5 protein-coding genes are annotated in these 3,713 nt (G+C 70.1%); all 5 read left to right on the forward strand.

Annotated features, from left to right (window positions below; all coding sequences use genetic code 11):
* On the forward strand, nucleotides 1-353 hold a 353-nt coding region (locus NS331_RS24080), incomplete at its 5' end, for a HupE/UreJ family protein (protein ID WP_193758196.1).
* Nucleotides 354-369: 16 nt separating this feature from the next.
* Nucleotides 370-675, forward strand: a complete 306-nt coding sequence (locus NS331_RS24085) for an urease subunit beta (RefSeq protein ID WP_058644461.1) — start codon at nucleotides 370-372, stop codon at nucleotides 673-675.
* The gene (gene ureC, locus NS331_RS24090) at nucleotides 675-2,393 is read left to right on the forward strand and encodes an urease subunit alpha (RefSeq protein ID WP_058644459.1); all 1,719 of its coding nucleotides are present in this window, start codon (nucleotides 675-677) and stop codon (nucleotides 2,391-2,393) included. Before NS331_RS24085 ends, ureC begins: the two co-directional genes overlap by 1 nt.
* 23 nt (nucleotides 2,394-2,416) lie before the next feature.
* Nucleotides 2,417-2,938: a GNAT family N-acetyltransferase gene (locus NS331_RS24095; RefSeq protein ID WP_242873873.1), complete on the forward strand. Its 522-nt coding sequence runs from the start codon at nucleotides 2,417-2,419 to the stop codon at nucleotides 2,936-2,938.
* A 76-nt stretch (nucleotides 2,939-3,014) separates the two neighbouring features.
* The gene (gene ureE / locus NS331_RS24100; protein ID WP_058644460.1) at nucleotides 3,015-3,641 is read left to right on the forward strand and encodes an urease accessory protein UreE; all 627 of its coding nucleotides are present in this window, start codon (nucleotides 3,015-3,017) and stop codon (nucleotides 3,639-3,641) included.
* Nucleotides 3,642-3,713: the final 72 nt, after the last annotated feature.

Below are 3,713 nucleotides of genomic sequence, written 5' to 3' on the forward strand. Positions count from 1 at the left end.
GCGCGCTGGCGGGCCTGGCCGGCCTGTCGCTGCCAGCGGTGGAACCGATGATCGCCGCCTCGCTGCTGGTGCTGGGCCTGCTGGTGGCCACACAGCGCCGCCTGCCCGCCACCGCTGCTGCCGCGCTGGTGGGCCTGTTCGCCGTCTTCCACGGCATCGCCCACGGCCGCGAGCTGGCCGATCACGGCGGCGCTGTCGCCACCCTGGCCGGCATGCTGCTGGCCACCGTCGGCCTGCATGCCGCGGGCATCGGCCTGGGCCTGGCGCTGCGCCATGCCAACCGCTGGCTGCCGCGCATCGCCGGCGCCGCCGTGGGCCTGCTCGGCCTGGCCCTGCTGGGCGGCGTCGCCTGATCGAAAGGCCATGCACATGATCCCGGGCGAACTCCTCATCGACGCGGGCGACCACGACCTCAACCCCGGCCGCCGCACGCTCACCGTCGTCGTCAAGAACGGCTCGGACCGGCCGATCCAGGTCGGCTCCCACTACCACTTCGCCGAAACCAACGGCGCCCTCGACTTCGACCGCGAGGCCGCGCGCGGCATGCGGCTGAACATCGCCTCGGGCACCGCCGTGCGTTTCGAACCCGGCCAGCAGCGCACCGTCGAGCTGGTCGACTTCGCGGGCGACCGCATCGTCTACGGCTTCCGCGGCCTGGTGCAAGGACAACTCTGATGGCCTCCATTTCGCGCCGCGCCTACGCGGAAATCTTCGGCCCCACCGTCGGCGACCGCGTGCGCCTGGCCGACACCGGGCTCGTCATCGAGGTCGAGCAGGACTACACCCTGCGTGCCGGCGGCTACGGTGAAGAGGTGAAGTTCGGCGGCGGCAAGACCATCCGCGACGGCATGGCCCAGAGCCAGCGCACGCGCGCCGAAGGCGCCGTCGACACGGTGCTGACCAACGCCCTCATCCTCGACCACTGGGGCATCGTCAAGGCCGACATCGGCCTCAAGGATGGGCGCATCGCCGCCATCGGCAAGGCCGGCAACCCCGACACCCAGCCGGGCGTGGACATCGTCATCGGGCCGGGCACCGAGGTCATCAGCTGCGAGGGCAACATCGTCACCGCCGGCGGCATCGACAGCCACATCCACTTCATCTGCCCCCAGCAGATCGAAGAGGCCCTGGCCAGCGGCGTGACCACCATGCTCGGCGGCGGCACCGGCCCGGCCACGGGCACCTTCGCCACCACCTGCACGCCCGGCCCCTGGCACATCGAGCGCATGCTGCAGTCGGCCGATGCCTTTCCGATGAACCTGGGCTTTCTGGGCAAGGGCAACGCCAGCCGCACCGGCCCGCTGCACGAGCAGATCGAGGCCGGCGTCATCGGCCTGAAGCTGCACGAGGACTGGGGCACCACGCCCTCGGCCATCGACCATTGCCTGGAGGTGGCCGAGGCCACCGACACGCAGGTGGCCATCCATTCCGACACGCTCAACGAATCGGGCTTCGTCGAGGACACCATCGCCGCGACCAAGGGCCGCGCGCTGTGCGCCTTCCACACCGAGGGCGCGGGCGGCGGCCATGCGCCGGACATCCTGCGCGTGGTGGGCGAGGCCAACTTCCTGCCCTCGTCCACCAACCCCACCATGCCGTACACGCAGAACACGCTGGACGAGCATGTGGACATGCTGATGGTCTGCCACCACCTGGACGCCGCCATCGCCGAGGACCTGGCCTTCGCCGAGTCGCGCATCCGCAAGGAGACCATCGCGGCCGAGGACATCCTGCACGACATGGGCGCCATCAGCATGATGAGCAGCGACTCGCAGGCCATGGGCCGCGTGGGCGAGGTCATCATCCGCACCTGGCAGACGGCCCACAAGATGAAGGCGCAGCGCGGCAGCCTGCCCGAGGACAGCGCGCGCAACGACAACTTCCGCGCCAAGCGTTACGTCGCCAAGTACACGATCAACCCGGCCATCTCGCACGGCATCGCCCACGAGGTGGGCAGCCTCGAGGTCGGCAAGTGGGCCGACATCGTGATCTGGAAGCCGGCCTTCTTCGGCGTCAAGCCCTTCTGCATCCTCAAGGGCGGCAGCATCGCCATGGCCGCCATGGGCGACCCCAACGCCAGCATCCCGACGCCCCAGCCGGTGCACTACCGGCCCATGTTCGGCGCCTTCGGCGGCAACATCGCCAAGAGCAGCCTGACCTTCGTCTCGCAGGCCGCCCACGCCGCCGACGTCGGCCGCCGATACGGCCTGGCCAAGACGCTGGGCGTGGTCAAGAACATCCGCAACGTGCGCAAGAAGGACCTGATCCACAACGGCCTGACGCCCGTGATGGAGATCGACCACCAGACCTACGCCGTGCGCGCCGACGGCGTGCTGCTGACCTGCGAGCCCGCCAAGGTGTTGCCGATGGCGCAGCGCTACTTCCTGTTCTGATGGCGGTGGCGAGCGCTTCGCGGGTGAACGCATCCACGGCATCGCCTGCCGCGGCGCTTGCCACGGGCGAGCCAGCGCTGCGCATTCGCCTGGACGACCTGCGCGACCCGCGCATCGCCGTGTTCCTCGAAGAGCACCTGGCCGACATGCGCCGCGTCTCGCCGCCGGAAAGCGTGCATGCGCTGGATCTGGACGGCCTGCGCCGCCCGGAGATCCGCTTCTGGAGTGCCTGGATGCAGGATGGCATCGACGAGGCGCTGGCCGGCACGGTCGCGCTCAAGCGCTTGGACGCTGGCCATGCCGAGCTGAAGTCCATGCGCACCACCACGCACCTGCGCGGCCGCGGCATCGCCGCACGACTGCTCGCGCATGCCCTGGCCGAGGCCCGCGCCGCCGGCCACACGCGCCTGAGCCTGGAGACCGGCAGCCAGCCCTTCTTCGCCCCGGCGCGTGCCCTCTATGCACGGCACGGCTTCGCGCCCTGCCCGCCCTTCGGGGACTACGGGCCGGACCCGGCCAGCTGCTTCATGACCCGCCCGCTTTGAGGCACAGGCGGTCGCCGGACAATGGTGGCCCTTCTGCCCTCTTCGGCCGCCCGCTGCGCGGCCTTCAGGATCGACCATGCTCACCGCCAACAAACTCATGCCTCAGGGCCGCGGCCTCGCGCCCGTGCTCGTCAAGCGCGCCGCCACCCTCGAACTCGACTGGGACGTGCGTCAGAAGAGCCGCTTCGACACCACGGATTCGCAGGGCCGGCGCATCGGCGTGTTCCTGCCGCGCGGCACGGCCGTGCGCGGCGGCGACATCCTGGTGGTGGAAGACGGCTCGCTGGTGCGCGTGATCGCCGCGCCGCAGACGGTGCTGCGCATCACCCATTGCACGGCCCACGGCACGCCCTTCGACCTGGTGCGCGCCGCCTACCACCTGGGCAACCGCCACGTGCCCATCGAGCTGCAGCCCGACCACCTCAAGATCGAACCCGACCACGTGCTGGCCGACATGCTGCGCGCCATGCACCTGATCGTGAACGAGGTGCAGGAAAGCTTCGAACCCGAAGGCGGCGCGTATGGCGGGCATGTGACCAACGATGGGCATTCGCACCATCACCATGGGCATGCGCATGGGAGCGGGCACGATCACGCGCATGACCATGACCATGACCATGACCATGACCATGACCATGACCACGGCAAGGCGCAGGGCGGCCATGTGCATGGCCCGGGCTGTGGTCACGACCACTCGCACTGAGGTGGGACCGCGCGGCCGCCGGGACCGGTTCGAGCCCCTCTCCCCTTGCGGGAGAGGGGTTGGGGAGAGGGG

It is taken from the genome of Pseudacidovorax intermedius (assembly GCF_001476815.1).
GTDB lineage: Bacteria > Pseudomonadota > Gammaproteobacteria > Burkholderiales > Burkholderiaceae_C > Xenophilus > Xenophilus intermedius_A.